The sequence below is a fragment of the Gluconobacter japonicus genome (assembly GCF_002723975.1).
Taxonomy (GTDB): domain Bacteria; phylum Pseudomonadota; class Alphaproteobacteria; order Acetobacterales; family Acetobacteraceae; genus Gluconobacter; species Gluconobacter japonicus.
Window position 1 is genome coordinate 1 of sequence record NZ_BEWO01000030.1, and the last position, 21258, is coordinate 21258.

A 21258-nucleotide genomic window follows, 5' to 3' on the forward strand; every position below is an offset into this window, starting at 1 on the left:
GCGTTATGCGCTGTCTGCATTCATTGATTCCTTTTGATGTAAAGCTCTGACTCAAGACTGTCGAGAGAGGGCAGACCTCGAGCAGGTGGACACTGCAGACAAGCAATGGAGCCAAATCGCCGGATCGGGACACCAAGCCTCAAGCTGTCGTCGATGCGATCGGCCTGTGTCTGCGGATCCATCCGACACCGGGACAATACGGCGTTCGACCCCAGGCTGAGGCTCTTCTATCCGGTTTGCGGAACGTCGGCTGTGTTATCGCCGATGCCGCTTACGATGCGGACCACTACGCGCCTTCACAGCTGATGATCGGATGCAACACATCTCAAGGCGCCCCGGACATCAGCGTCCCTGCTCAAAAAGGGGCTTTTCCCGTCATATCCGACGAACAAAAGGCGGCCTGAACTCAAAACTCCATGGCATGTGCGATGGACAGGGACGCCCTGTCCGCCTTCATCTGACTGCTGGACAGGTCAGTGATTTCAAAGGCGCTGATGTTCTGCTGGCGGACCTGTCGGATGAGACAGAGCAAGTCATCGGAGATCGGGGATACGACAGCAATAAAATCAGACAGTCTCTCGCAGACCGGAACATCACCGCCTGTATTCCGCCGAAGAAGAACAGGACATCAAATCCATTTTACGACTGGCATCTGTATAAAAAGTGCCACCTTATCGAAAACATGTTTGCAAAACTGAAGGACTGGCGACGTGTGGCGACCCGATATGACCGGTGCGCTCATACCTTCGTGTCCGCAATCTATGTCGCAGCGAGCTTCATCTTCTCGTTATGAGGCCTGAAGCTAGAGCGTTTTTGCAATCGCGCCACGCCATGGACTTAACCAGCCCAGACCTTCAGATGTCGTAGAGCGAGGGTTATATTCGCAACCAATCCATCCACGATAACCACCACGGTCCAGCCACTCGAAAAGATAGGGATAATTGACCTCACCCCCGTCTGGCTCATGCCGATCAGGGACGCTGGCCGCCTGAATATGGCCGATCGATTCAAACAGGGTCTCTAATCTCACCACAAGGTCACCCTGCATGATCTGCGCGTGATACAGATCGAACTGGATCTTCACATTATCCGCCCCGATCAGATCACAGACCCCCTTCGTTTCTTCCTGATAGCTCACAAAATATCCGGGCATGTTGCGTGTATTGATGGCTTCGAGAACGATAGTCAGCCCAAGAGACTTCGCCTGTGAGGCCGCGTATTCAATATTCCGCAGATAGGTTTCCATCTGTCGTTCATACGGGATGTCATGATCGCGCAGACCGGCCATGACATGCAGGCGGCTGTTCCCAAGAACCTGAGAGTACTCCAGTGCCAGCCCGATCGTGCGCTGGAACTCCTCTTCACGCCCAGGGAGTGCCGCCAATCCACGCTCCCCCTGATCCCAGTCTCCAGGAGGGGCATTGAACAGCGCAACATGCAGATCGTTTCCCCGGACGCGGGCCTTCAGATCCTGCCTGTCAAAAGCATAGGGGAACAGGAATTCAACGCCTTTGAACCCATCGCGCGCGGCGGCGTCAAAACGCTCGAGAAATTCAAGCTCCGGGTAGTTCATGGTCAGGTTTGCGGCAAAAGCAGGCATGGCACGAGACTTCCTTTGTGATGAATTACGAGACGAACGGCCACAGGAGGCAGGTTACCAGAAACCCCAGAATACCAAGGGTCGTTGTCAGAACGGTCCAGGTCCGCAGACCGTCCGCCACATCAATTCCGGACAGTTTCGTGAAGATCCAGAACCCTGCGTCGTTGACGTGAGACACCGATAGGCCGCCTCCCCCCATGGCAAGCGCCAGCAGAGCAAGCTGGTTGGGGTTGGCGTGCATCTCGGCAATCATGGGACCGAGAATTCCCGCAGTCGTCACAAGGGCCACCGTCGTCGACCCCTGCACCGCGCGCAGGATCATGCTCAGAATAAAAGCCAGGGCGAGAACAGGCAGTCCGGTTGTGCGGAGCATGTCGGAGATGACGTGGCCAATACCACTTTCCACCAGGATATTTCCGAACACGCCGCCACAGCCCGCAATCAGGATAACCATTGCGACGCCAGGCACTGCTGAACCGATAACGGTCGAGACCTGCTCGAAGCTCCATCCCCGGCGCAGTCCCAGGGTATATCCTGCAAGAAGCGTATCAAGCAGAAGGGCTGTTATCGGCGAGCCAATAAGATGGGCAGCTCCTGCGTAGGAAAATCCGGGCGGAAGAAAGATCGACAGCATGGTCCCCAGCATGATGAGGACGATCGGAAGCAGGATCAGGCCGACAATCAGCCAGAATCCGGGAGGCTCCGCCGAAGGCAGCGCGTGAACGGAAGACTCTGGTCCAGCCTTGAACATCTCCCCTTCACATCCGCTGACCGCTGCGCGGATGTCTGGCGCGTAAGTGAACTCGCGTCGCGTCATGCGCTGCGCAATCAGGGCACCCGCTCCACAGACGAGCAGGGTTATGGGGACCCCGAAGGCCAGAACACGCCCCATATTCGCTCCAATCTGCGCTGCGGCTGCGGCAGGACCCGGATGGGGTGGCAGGAACGAATGCACCGTCAGCATGGCCGCGCACATCGGAAGTGCGAAAATCATGAGAGAGCGTCGGGTTACGTTCGACACACCATAAAGCAGCGGCATGACCATGATCACGCCAACCTCGAAAAAGACCGGAATGCCGATCAGAAATCCGGCGAGCGTCAGGGCAAGCGGGACGCGTCTGTCCCCGAAACGGGTGATAAGATCGCGTGCGAGAACCTGGGCGCCCCCTGAAATCTCAACGATTTTCCCGATCATGGCACCGAGGGCGATGATAATGGCGATGTGTCCCAGCGTCTTGCCCATCCCTGCTTCAATTGCAGGGACGATCTTGGCTGCGGGCATCCCGGCAAAAAGGGCAACAAACATGCTGACGATCAGCAGTGTCAGGATCGGATGAAGCTTGAAACGGATGATCAGCACCAGCATCAGCACGATGCCGGCAATGGCGCTGGCCAGAAGAACCATCGGGGTCATATCAGGACTTCTCCTGCTTTCGAAAAGGCCAAGTCAGTCCCATTTCACCCCGAACACAGCCGCAATCTCCGCAAGTGCGGCATCATCCAGCGGTGCGGGCCGGGGCGTGGTCATCAGCCACAGGCGCGCCGTTTCTTCGAGTTCAGCAAGCGCATCACTGGCACTTGTCACGCTGCTGCCCCACACGACGGGCCCAAGCCGCTCCAGCATGACGCCGTTGACGGAAGAAGCCAGTTCAGCCACCCGGGCAGCCGCTTTCGGTGACCCCGGACGCTCATAGGGAACCAGCGGGACACGCCCGATTTTCATGACCTGATACGGCGTGATCGGGGGCAGAATGGCACTTTCGGCGTCCACACCCGCCAGGGTCAGCGCAACAAGATGGGTGGAGTGTGTGTGGATGATCGCGTTGCAGTCCGGTCTCTGCTCATAAATTCTGCGATGCAGGGTCACCGTTTTGGAGGCGCGCGGTCCGGAAACCTGATTGCCTTCAAAATCGGTTTTGGCGATTCCTTCGGGCGTAAGGCGTCCCAGGCACACGTCCGTAGGCGTAATGAGCCAGCCGTCCGAGAGACGCGCGCTGATATTTCCCGCACTTCCGCTTGTATGCCCGCGCGCATACAGATCCCGCCCAATAGCGCATATTTCCTCGCGGCATGCTGTTTCATCAATCATGACTGGTCTCCCGACAATGCCAGCAGCGCTTTTTCAAAGAAGTCGGCCTCTCCGAAATTCCCTGATTTCAGCGCAAGTGCCAGCGGTACGCTGCCCGTTGACACGGTTGCAGGAACGCCTGGTGCAATCGGTGCGCCGATACGCAGACCTTTGACATCAAGGGACTGAACAACGGCTCCTGACGTTTCTCCACCGGCGACGACAAAACGTCTGACACGCCGGTCTCTTAGAGACCGTGCGATAAGGCCCAGCGCATGCTCGACCATTTCTCCCGCCTTCTGAGCGCCGATCGCGGCCTGCACCTGCCTGAGTTCATCGGCCGGGCTGGTCGCATAAATGAGGACGGTCTGATCGGTATGAGCGTCGAAGAAGGCAATCGCCTCCTCCACAACCGGTTCACCGACAGCCAGCTTCATGACATCAATCCGGTACGCTGGCCGTTCCGCTTCAATCCACCGCGCCACCTGAAGGTTTGTCCTCAGCGAACCACTACCGGCAAGCACAACGTCTTTTCCTTCCACGACTGGCAGAACAGCCGCATCCGCACCGGAGAGTTCGTTATGCGTCCTGAAATTGTCGGGCAGCCCCAGCGCAATCCCCGACCCGCCCGTGATCAGGACATGATCATGGCAGGCCTGTCCGATCACTTTCAGATCGGCTTCAGAAATCGCATCGACAATAAGGAGGGTAGCCCCCTCAGCCTGAGCCTTCTCAATCGCTGCCCGGACATGTTCCGCGCCCTTCAGGACAGTCGGAAGATCGATCAGTCCGACGGTTCCTTTTGACTGTGCCTGAAGCACGCGTACGAGATTGGCATCCTTCATCGGTGTCAGAGGATGGTTCTGCATCCCGCTTTCATTGAGAAGCGCATGACCGACAAAGAGATGGCCATTATAGACCGTACGTCCATTAGCGGGAAAAGAGGGCGCGGCAATCGTAACCTGCTGTCCCAGGGCTTTGGCCAGAGCTTCCGCAACCGGGCCGATATTGCCATGCTCCGTGGAATCAAAGGTCGAGCAGTATTTGAAAACAATCTGCCGGCAACCTGCGCCCCGCAGGAAGTCCAGAGCGGCCAGTGACTGCGCCACGGCGTCTAGGGGCGCAACCGTGCGCGACTTGAGGGCGACGACGATGGCTTCGGCATCCGCGATCATCGGATCGTCTACCTCAGGGATTCCGATGCTCTGCACCGTTTTCATGCCTGCTCGGACCAGCGTGCTGGCGATGTCGGTCGCGCCTGTAAAATCATCGGCAATACAGCCAATAAAGGCTCCGCGTCCGGTCATGCTTTTTCTCCCCCATCGGAAGAGGGAAGTATGATTCCGGGAAAAATCTTGATGACTGCGGAATCATCTTCCCGACCATGTCCGGCCGCAGACGCGTTGAGGAACATCTGATGCGCGGTCGCCGCCAGAGGCAGGGGAAATTTCGTCCGACGGGCCGTATCAAGCGCCAGACCAAGATCCTTGACGAAAATATCCACCGCTGACAGCGGTGTATAATCTCCTGCAAGAATATGAGGCACCCGGTTTTCGAACATCCAGGAATTGCCGGCACTATGGGTGATGACTTCATACAGGGTCGCCGGATCGGCGCCTTCGCGCAGGCCCAGTGCCATGGCTTCGGCGGCCGCTGCGATATGAATGCCCGCCAGATGCTGATTGACGATTTTCACACGCGTGCCGACACCGACTTTAGCTCCGAGCCGATAGACCTTGCCTGCCATGGCAGGAAGAACCTTTTCGGCACGGACATAAGCGTCTTCCGGGCCGGAGGTCATCAGCGTCATCTCGCCGGAAGCCGCCTTGGCGGCCCCTCCGGACATGGGCGCATCCAGCAGCCAGAGATCGTGCTTCCTCAGACGTGCCTCGAGCCCTTCAATGAAAGCTGGCGCTACGGTTGCACAGGAAATGACCAGAGAACCCGGTTTCAGCGTCTCGACCGCTCCCTGTTCTCCGAAGAGGACCTGTTCTGTCTGCTCCGCGTTCACAACCTGAATGATCAGGACGTCACAGGTCTCTGCGAGAGTGGCGGGCGAAGTATAGGCATTCCCTCCTTCAGCTTCGAACGCAGTCAGCGCTTCCGCACGCACGTCATATGCACCCACACGAAACCCTGCACGCAGCAACGATTTCGCGACACCATGACCCATCGCTCCAAGGCCGATCACTCCGATCTGACCTGCCTGATCCTTACCGTGCATCGTCATCCCCCATCTGAAGCGCTAAAGTATTTCCTGCGCCCTCCGTACAAAGCAGAGGCGCCTGAAGGACAATAATTCACAGATTTTATGATAGGTCTAATGCACAAACTGTTATGTTTCATGTCCCTCATGTTATGTTGAGTCCATGCAAGAGAAGCACCTTTTATCCCCGTCCTGGTTCGTCGATATCCGGCTGAAATTCCGGCATCTCCAGCTATTGCAGGCTCTTTCACGTCACAACACGCTTCAGAGTGCCGCTGAAAGCCTCGGTCTGGCGCAGCCAGCCGCGTCACGGCTGCTGGGGGATCTCGAAGATGTGATTGGTCTCCCCCTCTTTCAGCGGGAGGGACGGCGTCTTGTGATCAACGCTTATGGCAGCGTCCTGACCCGACACGCCAACAACCTGCTCGATGAGCTTGACCGCACCCGTGACGAATTCAATGCCCTTCTCTCAGGCGGAGCAGGGAACGTCTCCATCGGTGCAATCGACGGGCCCGTTGTCGACCTACTGACGACGGCCGTGATCAATATCCAGCGTGACAACCCAGGCATATCGCTCGAAATCCGCACCGGATCGAGCATTGGTCTTTTCCATGACCTGATGAACGGGGATATCGACATCATGATTGGTCGGCCGCCGGAGGATACGCGGAGCATGGCGTGTCATTATACCCCCATCGGGGAAGAACCCATGGTCATCGCAGCGCGTCAGAACCATCCTCTTTTCAGAAAGGCAACGCCGGTTCGGTTGGAGGACATGGCGCCTTTTCCCTGGGTCCTGCAAAGGAAAGGGGGAAAATCACGCAGCAGGCTGGAGAGCATCTTTCAGGATAGAAACCTGCCGCTCCCGAAAGACATCATTGGCAGCGACTCTCTGGTGATGACACTCGCTTATCTGGAAAAGACAGACGCGCTGACAGTGCTCTCCGCCGCGGTCGCCAATCAGCAGGCCAAATACAGGCAGATCCAGATTGTATCGTCCGATGTGAACATCGCCATCAGTTCATACGGAATTCTGATGCTCAAATCCCGCAATCAGTCCCGTCCCACCATGACGGTTCTCGACGAACTGGAAAAAACGCTGCGCCCGGCGATAGGAGGCTGAGACTGCCGGGCGTCCGGATGGACACCCGGTTTGCAGAATGCGTCACCTCAACTCGTATTCGTTGTAGTCCATGGGCTCCATGCTGCCGTTAATGACTTCGAACGTGCCTTTCGCCAGAACCTGTGCATCTGCCTGGTTCAGGTGCTGTTCGGAGAATGCCACGGCCCCCTTCTCACGCGTCATCAGGCGTCCTCCGGTGAGAAACACACGCACACCCGGCCCCGACTGCGTATAGTCACCCGTGCTCTGTCCTGGCTCCAGATGAACATGCCACCCCCGAATGACCGGCTTGTCGAGGATCATTCTGAAAGCCTGACTGTTCGCTCGGTCAGCCGGGCCGAAATGTCCAACGCCCTTGCGTTTTATTTCGAATGTGACCTGTGAATTCACAGTATCGCCTGTATTGATGACCTGATCGACGTCCGACTTCTGGCTGTAGGGAAGGTAACGCACCTCCCCCGCCTTCATCGTGCCGTCCTTGGACGGCTCGGAAAGAGAGTCCTTATGGATGGTCGTCCCGACGATCGGCGTATTCACATAGTCAAGCGCCTGACGATGCCAACGGGTTTTGCCGTGAGGCGGAATGATGACGCGCATGAGCCGGATATCTTCGTTTTCGAAGATAACATGATGATAGGTGTCCTGTGCCGTCTCGACGATTTCCGATGGGTCGGGTTTGTGTGCAGCCGCCTGAGCGCTGCCGCCATGAAATAGCCCCAGCGTCAGGACACAGAGACCAGCCAATACATGCCTGGCAGACGATACCGGTTTCAGCGCTGGTATGGCGCAATCAGATTTTTGATTCACAAACATTTCGTTCCTTGCTCCTCATGATCTCGACAAAATTCGACACCTGTTTCACTCACCCACAGGCTTCTTTTCGTCTGTGGTTGCTTGTCGGATCTTCGCCACCTGTGACGCCGTCATTGCCGCGCCGTGATTGCCCCAGCTTTGCCCGAGAAAAGTGACAAGGTCGGCAATCTGCTGATTATCCAGAACATCCCGGTATGACCCCATCACCAGAGACGACGGCGCAGCCGCAACTCCGGGAAGCCGTCCGCCGCTCAGAATGATATGAGCGGCCGAAGTTGCATCGGGTCCCTGAAGAACCGGATTTCCGGCAAGCGGAGGAAAGACGCCGGGATATCCGTGTCCGTCCGTCCGGTGGCATGCGGCGCAACGGTCAACATAAATCCTCGCACCTTCCGACGGCATTTTTCCCGCAAAGAGCTGGCGCGATACCGTATCATCATAATGGAACGCCTGAACCGAAACGCCTGGCGGAGGGCCGAGCGTCTTCAGGAAGGCCGCGATTGCCGCCAGGTCATGGTCATCCGTCAGGGAGGTCGAATGCGTGATGACGCCGTTCATCGCACCGAATGTCGCGCCATGCCTGTTACGCCCCGTTTTCAGGAAGGCCACGATATCCTCGGGGGTCCAGCCCACAAGTCCACCGGCGTCATCACTCCGAAGACTTGGCGCGACCCAGTTGTCTACGATGAAGCCGCCGGACAGATATTTCGGCCCATCCGCTGCGGTCTGGACCTTTTCGGCGAGCACGAAATTGCGGGGCGTATGGCAGCTTCCACAATGCCCCGGCCCTTCCACAAGATAACGGCCACGCTCGACCAGCGCATCGGACGTATCATCATGAGGGGCAGACGGTAATGGAGGCGCAGGTGAAGGCGCAAAAAGCAGACGCCAGATCGCCAGAGGCCAGCGTGCTGACAATAACCATGGAATATCCGGCGCCCGGTTTTTCAGGCTGACCGGAGCGACACCCTGCGTGAGGTATGCGTAAAGGGCCTGCAGATCCTCATCCGTCATTTTCGAATAGGACGGATACGGCATCGCCGGATAAACGCTCGACCCGTCTTTCCTGATTCCCCGACGCATGAGACGCGCGAAATCCTCGTAGCTCCAGGTGCCTATCCCGGTGTCACGATCAGGCGTGATATTGGTGGAGTAAATTGCTCCGAGCGGCGACTGAAGGGCCAGTCCGCCAGCCAGAGATTTGCCGTCATGGGCGGTATGACATGCTTCGCAGTCCCCCAGAACGGCGACATATGCCCCCCGTTTGATCAGATCTGCATCGGCGGCATATGCCCCGGAGGACTGCACGACGCAGATCGCGCCCGCCAGTACCGGAAGAAGACGCAGCTTCATTGTTTTACGCCTCTTCATGCCTGCACCATTGGTCCGGGAGACTTCAGATAACGCTCTCTGATTGCCTTTGCAGACCAGTAAGCCAGAGCCGCAACGATACCAGTGGGATTGTATCCGATACCCTGCGGAAACGCCGATGATCCGATGACGAAGAGATTGGACACATCCCAGTGCTGGAGATAGCGATTGACCACACTGTCCTTGGGGGACGTTCCCATGATCGCGCCACCCGCGATATGCGTCGTCTGATAGTGGCGAAGGTCGAATTCCTCTCCGAACTCCTTCGTCTCGACCGACATGGATTCTGGTTTCATGGCCCGACCGATATCCGCCATCCGGTCCGTCACGTAGCGGATCATCTTCACATCATTATCGTGCCAGTTGAACGTGATCCGCAGCAGCGGACGCCCGGCAGTGTCGCTATAGGTCGGATCAAGAGACAGGTAGCAGTCGCGAAATGCCATGTTGGTGCCATGGGCATGGATCGATATCGTGTGCTGGAAGCTGTCCTTGACGGCTTTCTTCCAGTGCGCGCCCCATTGCGGTGTCCCCTTGGGCACCGTGGCGCTGCTGATCGGCTTGCTGCCGGCCTGATTGACCCAGATCGGCGCTCCACCGACAAAGCCCAGCGGTCCATGATCAAAGTTATCCGCATTGAAATCATCGATCGCAACACCGTTGCCACCGGCCCCGATGAACGGATTGGTGAATTTGTCCTGCCCGAAGAACAGCGTTACGCCGGATTCATTCTGGTAGACGAAATTGCGTCCAACAGTCCCCTCGCCTGTCTTCGGGTCGTAAGGCTGGCCGATCCCGGAGAGAAGAAGCAGGTAAGGATTGTTGTAAGCAAAACTGGCCAGAATGACGATATCGGCAGTCTGACGGACTTCCTCACCTTTGGACGTCCGATAGATCACGCCCGTGGCTTTCTTGCCAGATGAATCTGTCTCGACTTTTAGAACATCACATTCGACCCGTAGTTCAAAACGACTTTCACGCTCAAGTGCAGGCAGGATGTTCACATTTGGAGATGCCTTGGAATAGTTGTAGCATGCATAACCGCTGCAAAACCCACAGAACGTACAGGCTCCCATCTGGCATCCATAAGGATTGGTATAGGCCTGTGACGCATTGGCGGACGGGATGCGGAAGGGATGATACCCACACTCCGCTGCGGCCTTGCTGTAGAGTTCGGCGGAATAGGTATTCTTCATGGCGGGCAATGGAAAAGGCGTTGAACGATCCGCATCGAACGGATTTCCATCACCTACGATCTTGCCATTGACCTTATAGGCCTGCCCCGACGTCCCGAACACGCTCTCGGCGAAGGCAAAATGCGGCTCAAGCTCTTCATAGGACACGCCCCAGTCCTGAATGGTCATGTCTTGTGGAATAAAGTCCTTCCCGTATCGTTCCTCGTAATGACTGCGCAGACGGAGTTCGACAGGCGAAATACGCCAGTGGCATCCGGACCAGTGCAGGCCGGCCCCACCGACCCCCGTTCCCGGCAGAAATGCCGCGAGTTGCCGGTAGGGAGCCGCCACATCACTGTCGCGATGGCGCACCGTCACCGTCGACTGCGACGGCTGAAGGAAAAGAGCATGTCGGGTGTTGTGCGTGAGTTCGTCGATTGACGAGGGATAGGCCCCTTCAGGCCAGGTGTCACGGCGTGGGCCACGCTCCAGCGCAACCACGTTCAGCCCCGCCTGCGTCAGTTCCCGCGCCATGATGGCGCCGACCCAGCCAAAGCCGACAATCACCACATCGGTATGTTTTTCGTTACGAGAAACCATCATACGCCTCCCTGCACGCCATGAACGCCAACTGAAACGGGCGAAAGGGGGTAGCGCGCCCCATAACGATCAACCCAGTCCGTAAAATCCGCACGGGCACCGGGGAACCCGATCATTTTCCAGGCTCCCATTTCGTAGTTCCCGCCATGTATCGGATCGGCAAAATAGCCTTCCTTGCAGTTTTTCAGGATCTGCCCGAACAGAAGCTTCGACGGCACGGGCGACAGCGTGAGGCTTCCCTTTTCCATCTGGCCGATAATCCGGTCACGTTCCCCCGCATCAAGCTGATGGAACGGCTTGCCATAGCGTTGCATGATCGCACTGTGCAGCGCTGGAAGGCCCTGTTTGTAGATATCTCTCGGCGTGAAAAGGAATTGATAGCCCAGCGCAGCCGATGTCTTCATCAGAGGGGGCCGGAGATACCATTCGCTTCCATGGCCGTACGGCGTATTCATCTGCCGATCAATGAATTCAGGCACATGCGCCTCAAGCGCGCCCGGCCCCTCGACATCCGCCGGAATCAGCCTGTCTACAAAGCTGTTCAGTGTCTGCCACTCGTCATCGGAAAAAAATACGGGCCGATAAGCATATTCCCTGTCGGCAGCTTCTGACACGCCTTCCGAAGGGAAATGGAATAAAGCTGCTACAACAAGACCCAGCGCGGTCCCCTGAAGCATGGCGCGACGACCACAAACCACAGCACCGCCATTTCGCGATCTAACGCTCATTCTCCAGACACCTTTGAAAATTCGGTAAAATTGTTATGCGCGTCGATGAAATCAGCCGCGCGGACGCAGATCAGCACCGCTCCCGATGCTCAGGCGCGCAGCAGCAGGCGCATCCGCTGGACGGCTGCATCCGGCGCGGCAAGAACCGGAATACTGACCGCAGTCTCCACGGCTTTTAGAGCTTCGGATGTTGAAAAATGGGCAAGCATAATGACGTCACAGTGCTTCAGACGCGGGGCGTATTCCGCAACAAGACGATTATGTGTTTCAACGTCGCCACGACGCAGCGCATCAATGGCATCAGGGACAATGATTGTTTCCAGTGTGGCCTTTGACGATGCCTGCTCCCGGAAAGTCTCAAATTCCTGTTCCATCGTCACAACGGATGGCGCAAATGTCGCCAGCATCCCGATACGCGTGCCCTTCTCCAGTGCCGCGCGGAACATGGCCTCGTTGGGACGGAGCACAGGAATCGACAGCTCGTTTTCCAGTACGTCAATCGCCGGACCAAATGCAGAGCATGTGATCAACAGACCCTGCGTCTGCATGGACGCTCCATATTTCCCCAAAGCGACAAATCGCTGTGACAGCTCCGGAGACAGATCAGCGCTTTTTTTGCGATCAATCGTCAATCCGTCATCAAGCAGGTTGACGATCTCCGCCTCCGGCCAGAGGCGACGAAATGCATTCTGGATGGGAGCCATTGCCACGGGAGTGGCATGAAGAAGAACAATACGCGGGCTCATTTCATCATTCCCTGAAAACACGCCACGGCACTACAGAAGCCGAAATAAATGTAAGCGCTTTCATACTTTGAATACTCTGTGTATTGCAAACTCATATTAAGCGTCTCACGAGAACGTAACTTGCTGGACGACGGGTAAGTCATACCGGGAAAAGTCGGGTCTGCGTTCGTCAGCCGATCTGCGGTACGCCTTGCGTCGCAAGAGTCAGACGATAGATGGATGTATGACACGCCATGAAAAGCTGGTTTCGATGAACGCCCCCGAAACAGACATTCGGACAACGTTCGGGCAGATCAATATGTCCGATCTGTCTGGCCTGCGAATTGAAAATCGCAACCCCGTCCAGACCCTCGCCTGAACCCCATCCACACCACAGGTTGCCATTGATATCCGCGCGCAGGCCGTCCGCCGTCGCTTCTGCACAATCCAGAAAAACTCTCTGGCCGGAGACCGTGCCGTTTGCAGAAACATCATACGCCCATATCTGTCGATGAGGGGTGTGACGGGATGCGACGACATAGAGGGTTTTTTCGTCGGGCGAAAAGCAGAGCCCGTTTGGCCCCGGTACATCCTCCAGCACGGCCTCGGTCTTCCGCGTCCGCGGGTCGATCCGATAGACGCGCGCCACCTGAACGGGCGGCAGATCGCCTTCAGAAAAATTCGGCCCGAAAGCCGGATCCGTAAACCAGATGGCACCATCAGCAGTGCACACGATATCGTTGGGAGAATTGAAGGGTTTGCCGTCAAACCCGCCCGCAAGAACGGTGATCCGGCCATCGGCTTCCGTGCGGGTAATGCGCCGGGTGGCACATTCACACGTCAGCAGCCTGCCCTGACGGTCGACCGTATTGCCATTGGAAAAATTCGATGAAGCCCGGAAGACGGATGTCTCTCCCGTCGCCTCGTCCCATTTCATGATGCGATTGCCACGGATATCACTGAAAAGCAGAAGATTGGCCTCTCCCAGCCACACGGGGCCCTCCGTCCACTCAAAGCCGGTTGCGATCCGCTGCACAACGGACAGAGCGTTGACGCAGGTTTTGAACGCGGGATCGAGGATTCTGACAGCAGGGTCCGGCAGCCGGAGTGATGCCTGCCACATATTCGCATAAGCGGGATGCCAGGACGAAAGAGATGCGGCCGCGCCTGCCAGAGCCACGGATCCAAGAAACGATCGACGCTTCAATATGATGCTCATCTCATACTCGCAGACTACGCGTTCAATAGCAATTGAAAACGTTTACATCCTCGATATAAATGTACCATCATTCAATTTGGGTTTTTTGTATCACTTTATTGTTATTAATGGATAACAAATCACAATGACTGACCAACCCTCCTCAGCCGCCAGGCAGTCCCGGCAGCAGAACAGGCGGCGCCTAAGTCCGGTCACAGGGGCCATCCTGTGCGCATTTTTCGTGCATAACGTTCATGCGGCAGGCCAATGGGCCATTTCGGCAAATGACGGCCACACGACGACCAATACTGCAGGGAAAATGGTCACTGCCGGGATAATCGTCCCGGACAGCCTCTCCCTGATCCGATTCGAGCATGGCTCGCCTGTATTGGGAAAAACCCTTCACCTGCCCAACTCGGTCGAAGGACCTCCGACAACAGTCTGGATCGCTCCGGATTCATGCTGGGCCATCGTCACAGCCGGGTCGCACGCAGGCGCGCATGTGGGAGATCCCGTCATCGAAGATGATGTCGTATCGGTCGTAGCCATCGACCACGCCACCCTGCATCTAGTTCAGACGCTTCACGCGGGCTTGGGCGCAAGTCAGGTCACCGTGTCACCGGACCAGAAATGGGTACTCGTTGGAAACCGGAAAAGCGGAACAGTCTCTGTCTTTGCCGTCGCACACCGGCAACTCCATCCTGTCCAGACCCTGAGCATGGGGGCTGACAGCAACCCGGCCTCCGTCATTTTCCTGCCGGACGGGCAGCATGCCGTGGTCGTACTGCGCGGCCCGCATCAGCTCGCCCTCCTCAACAGGCGCAGAGACGGTTTTGACGTGCAGAAGCAACGTCTTGATCTTGGCTATGCCCCCAACACGATGGATATCACCAGATCAGGTCTCATCGCCATAGGAGATCAGGACCCTGTACACCCCGCCGTGCATCTAGTGCGGCTGAACGACGGGACGTTAAATCTGCTCGGCACAATACCGGTCGCCCCCGGCCCCGAACCCCTCCGATTTTCTCCGGACGGGCGCTACCTCGCCGTGGGCGCTGTCAACAACTCCAACAAAGATCCGTCGAAACACGGAACTCTTACACTCTATCGTGTTGACGGAAGCAGGCTGGCGCTCATAGCGAGTGAAAACGTTGGGCGCTGGCCCCAGGGCATCATGTTTTCTCCAGATGGTCACACCCTTGTCGTGCAGAACACGACCGACAAGACAATGACTGTTTTGAAATGGGACGGTATAAGACTGCATCCGGCCGGCACCCTCTCCATGACAGCCGGGCCGGCAGCGGCCGCAACGTCATGGTAAAGCCCTCCGGACCGGTAACGGGAACGCAAGCATTGAGTACAATCAACCCTGACCACCCCTTGCCCAGAAAAAACAGGAGCTCAAACAGCGACGGTCGCACGCGCCTTCCGGTCGCGCAGGATGTTGCGGAACTCGCGGGCGTCTCCATCGCCACAGTGTCTCGGGCCCTGAACGAACCCGAGAAAGTGAGACCGGCAACACGCGAAGCCGTCATGAAAGCCGCTGCGGAACTTGGCTTTGTGCTGAACAGCGCCGCACGCGCGCTGAGTACGCGTCGCTCTTCAACAGTTGGCGTGATCGTGCCCAGCTATGGAAACGAGGTGTTCGTGCGGGCGCTTTCGAGTTTTCAAAGAACGATGCGGGCTGCAGGATATCAGGTGCTGGCGGCCAGTTCCGAATACGATCTCGCCACCGAAATGCAGGAAGTCACTTTTCTGTTGCAGCGCGGCGTTGATGGACTGATGCTGGTTGGCGGCATCCACGATCCAGCCCTTTATGCGCGCGCGGAACGCAGTCAGGTTCCCATCATCCAGAGCTTCAGCCTTTCCGACCGTGAATACTGTGTCGGCTTCGATAACCGGGAGGCCACATTTCGTGCCGCAAACTACCTCCTAGACCTCGGTCACAAGCGACTTGCCGTCGTCACCGGCACACGTGAAAACAATGACCGAGCAGCCCCACGGGCCGAAGGTTGTGCATCTGGCCATGGCAGAACGCGGCCTGGAACTCAGTCCAGCGCATGATCTGATTGTCTCGTCAGGGATTGTGGCTGGCCGGGATGCCTTTAGCCAACTGATGGGCGGTCCGGAAGAGCAGCGGCCGACAGCCATTATTTGTGGAACGGATGAAATCGCACTGGGTATCATGAGCGAGGCATCCGAGAGAGGCATCGATATCCCCCGGGCGCTTTCCGTAATCGGTTTCAACGATTCAAGCTTCTCTGCCGTTCTCTCACCCCCGCTAACAACCATTCGCGTCGATGCCGACGAAATCGGAAAGTCTTCTGCTCTTGCCCTGCTCAACCTCATGGGCGCCAAAACAATGGTACAGGTCACACGGATTACCCCGGAGCTTGTCCTGCGGGGCACTGTGGCTCCGCCAGACAAACTTTAAGGACCTGCCTTTCTGACAAAGCTTTCGTTCAGCTCTTCGACAGAATTCACGCCCAGCAGCGCCATATCTCGCATGATTTCATCACGCATGATTGTGTATGCATGCTCTACACCCCTCTGACCATCATGGGCTGCTGCAAATAGAAAAGGCCGTCCCATGAGCGTAAAATCTGCCCCCAGAGCCAATGCCTTGAGGATATCAGAGCCACGTCGAATACCGCCATCGATAATGACTTTCATATCCCCTTTGCAGGATGCGACCTCTGGAAGAACACGCAGAGGCGCCATCGCATGATCGAGCTGACGACCACCATGGTTGGAGAGAATAATGCCCTCCGCACCATGATCTCTCGCCATAAGAGCATCATGCGGAGAAATGATGCCCTTAATGACCAGAGGCCCCTTCCAGCGTCTGCGAATGAACGCAATATGCTCCCAGGTCAGTTTGTCCCGCGCAACGGTATTACGAACTTTGCGGGACATCATCGGTGGACCGCGATCGGCTTCCGTATTTTCAAAATGCGGCGCACCATGCTTCAAGAAAGTTCTGGCAACAGTTCCCAGAAGCCAGCGTGGATGGGTTGCACTCTGAACCATCACACGGGGGGTAACCCGGATAGGCATTGCAAACCCTGACCGGATATTATGTTCACGATTACCAAGGATCGGCGTATCGACGGTCACAACGAGATTTCTGTAACCCGCGGCTTCGACCCGGTCGAGCATGCGCGTGATCCGATCAAAATCCCCGGCAAGATACCCCTGGAACCAAGCATCAGGATTGACGGCAATGACGTCTTCCAGCCGGATCAGTGAAGAGGCACTGAGGATCATGGGGATGTTGCATGAGCGGGCCGCACCCGCCAGCGCAAGATCCGCACGATAGGCGACGAACGCTGCCCCTCCTAAAGGCCCGATCGAAAATGGCGCGGAATACGTTTTCCCGAACAGGCTGGTCTGCGTGGAGCGTGCCGAAGTATCGACCAGCGCACGAGGTGTGAAACCATAATCCTGATAGGCTTGGCGGCCGTTGCGCATGGCGCTTTCCGTTTCCACACCGCCTGCGACGTATTGATAGATCATGCGCGGAAGGAAAGGCTTGCAGTGCCGCTCAAAATCATCAAGCGCAAGAATATCCCGCAGACGTGCCGGCAAACTCCCGGGAGTCGCCTTAAGCGCTGTGGAAAGAACAGGAGGGGCAGTCTGCTGAAGGCCGTCAGCCGCTTTTGTGATGTCACCCATTTCCAGACATGCTCCTGTGCTTAAATTTATTATGTAAGCCCTTACATTGCCTTTATGTCCCTTTTTCCTCCTGTTGCAAGGGACACATGATACAGCCCCACACTTCCATCTGTTCACTCATGACGTCGAAGCTTCGAGTAAATCAATTTATGTTATTGTTTTTGTTTTATTTTTCAAATTAGTCCTATCAGGATCCTCTAACCCCGCATTTAAAGATCACGCAAAAATGAGCACCATTTTACGGAGCGTCATTAACGGCACCCTCAAGAACATGTAATCGTTTCCAAAATTGCCATTCCGGATTCCAATTCACGTAAGAAAGGAGAGCTTATGCCTTGCGGATTTTTCGCTTATGTCGGTTGCTACACGACTGTAGAGCGGCAGGCACGCGGCCGGGGGATCAACGTTTATCATGTGAACGACACGCTCACTGATTGGAAACATCTTCAGAATATATTGACACCCGACAATCCCTCATTCCTTTCACTTGATCGAAGCGGAGGCTATCTCTGTGCCGTTCATGGAGACCGCAACCATATCTCGTCTTACGCTATCGATCGCCAGAACGGCCTTCTCCAACACAGGTCCGGTGTTGAATGCGGTGGACGCAATCCGGTTCATCTCGTTTTTGATACGACCAACCGCTTCATCGCGATCCCGAATTATGCAGATGGTACTCTCACATCTGTTTCCTTCGATGAGGCCAACGGCATGCTCGGCGCGGTCACGTCATCGGCAACACTCCCGGGAGAGCGTGGCCCTCACCGGATCGAACAGCATTGCTCCCATCCTCATGGCGTAACATTCGATCCCACAGAACGCTTCCTGTATGTCCCAGACAAAGGTCTGGACCGTATTTTCGTTTTTCGTTTTCACGAGGGGCACTTTCGGTTTGTCGACAGCATACCAACACGTGAAGGCGCAGGCCCCAGACACATCGTCTTTCATCCAACCAAACCTTGGGCCTATGTCATCAACGAACTGGACTGTACGGTAACGTATTATCGCCATGATTCCGAAACCGGTAAGTTGACCCCTCAGCAGATTGTTCAGGTTCTTCCAGAGAATTACACAGGAAACGGGAGAGGAGCAGAAATCGCTCTTTCCCCGGACGCAAAGTCAGTCCTCGTCTCCCTTCGTGGCGCCGATCTTCTGAGCGTCCTCTCCATAGACAACAATACCGGAACGCTTTTTCTCACCCGATCAATCGGGAGCGGGGGCAAAACGCCACGGTTTTTTACAATCGTCGTGCCTACATCAACGCTTCTGATCGCCCACGAAGCGTCGGACACAATAGGGCGCGTCGCCTTTACGACTCAGGGACTGGACGTTACGGGTGTTGAGCACTGTGTGAACGTTGCCAGTCCGAGTAGTATTGTTCTCAGGCCGGCAGCAGCTCAACCGGCCTGAAACGCAGGAAAGCTCTCGGCCGTCAAAAATAGATATATCTTTTTGCTAGAAAATCTGAACGGTCGATTTAAAGCCCAGAACATGCGCCGTCCGCAGATTTTTCTGACCATTCGGGTTGAAAAAAATCTGATAATCGGGCGCGAAAGCGAAACCCCGGGTTACCTGGATCTGATAATTGACTTCAAAAACAGCGGCATTTTTTTGAACACCCGTCGCATGATTGGGCATCAGACTTGCTGCTCCCTCTTCAAGATAATTCGCCTCTGTAGCGCTCACGCCACCGGAAATTTTTTCGTACATTCCTATGAAATTCAGAGCATCCTGAGGACGCGAACGGATAAACCCACGATTAATAAAACCGAAATAGGTCTCCCAGCGCCGGAGCGCAACACGTGGGTCATTGAGAATGAAACCACCAATCAGTGTCGTGCCTGACGAAGCTGGCGCTCCCTGCGGCTGCCATATTTTCTGATCCGTTTCAAACCATGCAGTCCAGCTCCTGTTATGCTGCATCGCCTTTTTGCGCGTCATACTGAATGGCAGACCATGAATATCGTAATAGTTATCCGAGAGCGGAACAGTCAGAAGACGCGCGCCAATCTTATAATGCCCAGCAAGCTTGTGCTTCGCACCAAACTCGGGTTCCCACCCCATTTCAACCGGTATCGACTGACCAAGAACGGCCGACCCACCACTGAATTTGAAGCCGCTCCGGTTATAGAGATTGGAGAACATACTTTTCTCAGGAAAATAGACGGCTGCCTGAATATAAGTATAGCGAGACGGACGGCCGCGCACCCGGGTCCCCCAGACACCCGCGGGATAACGGCCAATATAGTCATTATCACTCACGGCTCTGGGACGACCACACAGACTGTTGTTGATGAAATTGCAGAACAGGGGCGAGTTGGAGAAATCCGATAGTTCAGTCATACGCCCGCCAGCAATCGCCAGTCGGCCACCGAAAAGGTTTTCCTCACCATAAGCCATAACCAGATGAACGACGACATTCCCCCCGCCGCCATAAATTTCCGACGCATGCCCCAACCAGTCACCAAACATCCGGTTGGCAGTCGTGCCATAACGACTTGTAAAAACGGCATGCGTCGCAAAACCCCGTAGGCCGATCAGTTTGTCCCAGTTCATATGCAGAACCGTACTGAGTTGCCCGGCATTGCTTGCTCCCTGCCGGTAGTTTCTGAAACCCGGCGTGGGCTTGGTGAGCGCCCCCGTAAATTCGTTGGTATTGGACATCAGCAATGCAATGCCATGCGCCCTCAACCAAGCCCGCACACCAAAAAAATCCGGAAGAAACGCAGGAGGATTTTCAAACGGCGGCACCACCGGTCCACTCAACGGGGTTGCAGGGAGGGGCTTTGCGACCCGAACACTGGCATCGTAAGTTGGCTCAGCCTCCTGAATCGTTTGAGCATGTGCGGAACCACAGAACAGGGCAGCACTACCGATCAGCAATGCAGCCGAATACCTTAAAGAACCAGAAATCATGATCGTTGTTTCTCGCGATTTACCTAGGCTCAAGACCGGACTTTCTGAAACGCTCCGCTGATTTCGACTCGCGCAGGAAGGCGAGAAAGGCCTCGACCTTCTCTTTCTGGAGGCTGTCAGCCAGAGGCGCGCCCGAGAAAGGCGTGACTTTCTGAATTTCTTCAGGAAGGGGCCCTACGATTTCTGTTCCTTCGATTGCCAGAAGCTCGCTGATCTGTTGGACAGCGATATCAGCCTCTCCCGTTTTCAGCTTTTCTGCGGAAAATCCGGCAGGAATGCGGGTCGCCCGGGCATTGACTGCTTCAGCAATACCAAGCCGCTCGAGGAGAGGTGCAAAATACAGACCACTCTGACCACCAAGCGAATAGGCAACCGAGCGGGCCTTCAGCAACGTCGCCTTGAAAGCATCGACCGTTTCTATATCGGGATGCTCCGCCCCACTGGCGACACCGATACCGATTTTCGAGGTCACCAGTGGCACCAAGGCGTTTGGCACGACAATTTTCTTCTCAACAAGTCCCGCTAGTGCGTCATCGGTCACAATGATACCGTCAGGTCTTTTCCCTTTTTCAAGCGATGCAAGAATGACCGTCGTAGGGGCCCATTCAATAACAGGCTCCAGACCGGTTTTCCGGACGAAATCTCGCAGAATTCCGTTATCGAATGCATCTTTTACGACTAGAGCCACGCTCAGTGAAAACTGCTCTCGCGTCATATCCGCCTCTCTCCTTTGCGTAGATGAAACAAAGAAAGCCACGCCAATTTCTCGGAAACCGGAATCTGCACGGCGTCAATGAAAACGCTTACACCAGACACCTTCTTTCACGATAAACACGTATATGTTATATATCTCATAAATATATAGAAATTATCCCTATATATCTGAGTTTATGTGATATTTTTATTTTTTATCGCTGCTGGAATTAGCTTCAATCTGCATATCTCAGCCAAAATCACGCTTTTTAGATTGTTTGGGCAGCATTCATGTGATGTAAGCGCCTTTCATTAGAGCGTTATACGTTTTGATTTTCGACACGAAACCGGCTGCGCAGATCAATGC

20 protein-coding genes and 1 pseudogene are annotated in these 21258 nt (G+C 55.7%); 7 read left to right on the forward strand and 14 right to left on the reverse strand.

Features of this window, described 5'->3' with window-relative positions:
- Positions 1 to 131: 131 nt before the first annotated feature.
- Together GJA01_RS13275 and GJA01_RS13280 are read left to right on the forward strand one after the other, a co-directional pair.
- Positions 132 to 304: pseudogene (locus GJA01_RS13275) on the forward strand (IS5-like element IS711 family transposase); the annotation flags it as partial.
- Positions 305 to 421: 117 nt separating this feature from the next.
- Positions 422 to 793 (forward strand): IS5 family transposase, encoded by a 372-nt coding sequence (locus tag GJA01_RS13280; protein WP_253783152.1) that lies wholly within the window; start codon positions 422 to 424, stop codon positions 791 to 793.
- Between the two features lie 9 nt (positions 794 to 802).
- Here the strand turns inward: GJA01_RS13280 and otnI are convergent, their stop codons facing one another.
- The 5 genes from otnI to ltnD are packed head-to-tail and all read right to left on the reverse strand — an operon-like array spanning position 803 to position 5898.
- Positions 803 to 1600, reverse strand: a complete 798-nt coding sequence (otnI, locus tag GJA01_RS13285; RefSeq protein ID WP_062502785.1) for a 2-oxo-tetronate isomerase — start codon at positions 1598 to 1600, stop codon at positions 803 to 805.
- A 25-nt stretch (positions 1601 to 1625) separates the two neighbouring features.
- Positions 1626 to 3014: a GntT/GntP/DsdX family permease gene (locus GJA01_RS13290; protein ID WP_062502784.1), complete on the reverse strand. Its 1389-nt coding sequence runs from the start codon at positions 3012 to 3014 to the stop codon at positions 1626 to 1628.
- Positions 3015 to 3047: 33 nt separating this feature from the next.
- On the reverse strand, positions 3048 to 3689 hold the full coding sequence (gene otnC, locus GJA01_RS13295; RefSeq protein WP_062502783.1) for a 3-oxo-tetronate 4-phosphate decarboxylase: 642 nt from the start codon (positions 3687 to 3689) through the stop codon (positions 3048 to 3050).
- The gene (gene otnK / locus GJA01_RS13300) at positions 3686 to 4975 is read right to left on the reverse strand and encodes a 3-oxo-tetronate kinase (protein WP_062502782.1); all 1290 of its coding nucleotides are present in this window, start codon (positions 4973 to 4975) and stop codon (positions 3686 to 3688) included. The genes otnC and otnK overlap by 4 nt, the downstream gene beginning before the upstream one ends.
- A complete protein-coding gene (gene ltnD, locus GJA01_RS13305; RefSeq protein ID WP_255312285.1) occupies positions 4972 to 5898 on the reverse strand; it encodes an L-threonate dehydrogenase in 927 nt (308 codons plus the stop codon). The genes otnK and ltnD overlap by 4 nt, the downstream gene beginning before the upstream one ends.
- A 139-nt stretch (positions 5899 to 6037) precedes the next feature.
- On the opposite strand from ltnD, the gene GJA01_RS13310 reads away from it, so the two are divergent.
- Positions 6038 to 6997, forward strand: coding sequence for a LysR family transcriptional regulator (locus GJA01_RS13310; protein ID WP_062502781.1), 960 nt, complete (start codon positions 6038 to 6040; stop codon positions 6995 to 6997).
- Positions 6998 to 7039: 42 nt separating this feature from the next.
- Here the strand turns inward: GJA01_RS13310 and GJA01_RS13315 are convergent, their stop codons facing one another.
- The 6 genes from GJA01_RS13315 to GJA01_RS13340 form a co-directional block, all read right to left on the reverse strand.
- Positions 7040 to 7804, reverse strand: coding sequence for a cupin domain-containing protein (locus tag GJA01_RS13315; protein WP_145993797.1), 765 nt, complete (start codon positions 7802 to 7804; stop codon positions 7040 to 7042).
- 51 nt (positions 7805 to 7855) lie between these two features.
- Entirely contained in the window at positions 7856 to 9163 is a 1308-nt protein-coding gene (locus tag GJA01_RS13320; RefSeq protein WP_062502779.1) for a cytochrome c, read from the reverse strand.
- Positions 9164 to 9177: 14 nt separating this feature from the next.
- Entirely contained in the window at positions 9178 to 10956 is a 1779-nt protein-coding gene (locus GJA01_RS13325) for a GMC family oxidoreductase (protein ID WP_062502778.1), read from the reverse strand.
- Complete coding sequence (locus GJA01_RS13330; protein ID WP_082785222.1) at positions 10956 to 11684, reverse strand: gluconate 2-dehydrogenase subunit 3 family protein; 729 nt, start codon at positions 11682 to 11684, stop codon at positions 10956 to 10958. Before GJA01_RS13330 ends, GJA01_RS13325 begins: the two co-directional genes overlap by 1 nt.
- A gap of 89 nt (positions 11685 to 11773) precedes the next feature.
- A complete protein-coding gene (locus GJA01_RS13335) occupies positions 11774 to 12430 on the reverse strand; it encodes an arylsulfatase (RefSeq protein ID WP_062502776.1) in 657 nt (218 codons plus the stop codon).
- 169 nt (positions 12431 to 12599) lie between these two features.
- Positions 12600 to 13628 (reverse strand): SMP-30/gluconolactonase/LRE family protein, encoded by a 1029-nt coding sequence (locus tag GJA01_RS13340; RefSeq protein WP_062502775.1) that lies wholly within the window; start codon positions 13626 to 13628, stop codon positions 12600 to 12602.
- A gap of 124 nt (positions 13629 to 13752) precedes the next feature.
- On the opposite strand from GJA01_RS13340, the gene GJA01_RS13345 reads away from it, so the two are divergent.
- The 3 genes from GJA01_RS13345 to GJA01_RS15450 are packed head-to-tail and all read left to right on the forward strand — an operon-like array spanning position 13753 to position 16041.
- Positions 13753 to 14928: a beta-propeller fold lactonase family protein gene (locus GJA01_RS13345; protein ID WP_082785221.1), complete on the forward strand. Its 1176-nt coding sequence runs from the start codon at positions 13753 to 13755 to the stop codon at positions 14926 to 14928.
- A 32-nt stretch (positions 14929 to 14960) separates the two neighbouring features.
- Complete coding sequence (locus GJA01_RS15445; protein WP_216634291.1) at positions 14961 to 15671, forward strand: LacI family DNA-binding transcriptional regulator; 711 nt, start codon at positions 14961 to 14963, stop codon at positions 15669 to 15671.
- Positions 15634 to 16041 carry a substrate-binding domain-containing protein gene (locus tag GJA01_RS15450; RefSeq protein WP_216634290.1) on the forward strand — a complete coding sequence of 136 codons (408 nt, stop codon included), beginning with the start codon at positions 15634 to 15636 and terminating at the stop codon, positions 16039 to 16041. The genes GJA01_RS15445 and GJA01_RS15450 overlap by 38 nt, the downstream gene beginning before the upstream one ends.
- Here the strand turns inward: GJA01_RS15450 and GJA01_RS13355 are convergent.
- A complete protein-coding gene (locus GJA01_RS13355; RefSeq protein WP_062502773.1) occupies positions 16038 to 17282 on the reverse strand; it encodes an alpha-hydroxy acid oxidase in 1245 nt (414 codons plus the stop codon). The two genes, GJA01_RS15450 and GJA01_RS13355, sit on opposite strands and share 4 nt — an antisense overlap.
- 330 nt (positions 17283 to 17612) lie before the next feature.
- Between GJA01_RS13355 and GJA01_RS13360 the strand changes: the two genes are divergently transcribed.
- Positions 17613 to 18692, forward strand: a complete 1080-nt coding sequence (locus GJA01_RS13360) for a lactonase family protein (protein WP_062502772.1) — start codon at positions 17613 to 17615, stop codon at positions 18690 to 18692.
- A gap of 45 nt (positions 18693 to 18737) precedes the next feature.
- On the opposite strand, the gene GJA01_RS13365 is transcribed toward GJA01_RS13360, so the two are convergent.
- Entirely contained in the window at positions 18738 to 20198 is a 1461-nt protein-coding gene (locus GJA01_RS13365) for a carbohydrate porin (RefSeq protein WP_082785220.1), read from the reverse strand.
- Between the two features lie 19 nt (positions 20199 to 20217).
- Complete coding sequence (locus GJA01_RS13370) at positions 20218 to 20913, reverse strand: substrate-binding domain-containing protein (protein ID WP_062015710.1); 696 nt, start codon at positions 20911 to 20913, stop codon at positions 20218 to 20220.
- Between the last annotated feature and the right edge of the window lie 345 nt (positions 20914 to 21258).